Consider the following 250-nt stretch of genomic DNA (forward strand, 5'->3'; position numbering starts at 1 on the left):
GGTCGACCTTGACCACCAGCACGCCAATGATTTTGTCGTGGTCGCGCACGGCGGCAGCGAAGAAGTAGCCGCGCTTGGCCGAGGTGGTGCCCAGGCCGAAGAAGCGTCCCAGGTGCCCGGCCATGGCCTCACTGAAATACGGGCGGAACGAGAAGTTGCGTCCGACGAAACTGTCCTGTTTGTCCCAGTTGGACGCGGCGAGCGTCTTGCCGGACGTGTCCATCAGGTACATCACTTCTGCCCCGGCCTG

1 protein-coding gene is annotated in these 250 nt (G+C 63.2%); it reads right to left on the reverse strand.

What is annotated here, in order from left to right:
• Positions 1 to 250, reverse strand: a 250-nt coding sequence (locus tag AC0608_RS13840; RefSeq protein ID WP_478289484.1) for a PDC sensor domain-containing protein, incomplete at both ends; no start/stop codon positions are given.

This window comes from Flavobacterium sp. GNP008 (assembly GCF_056428965.1).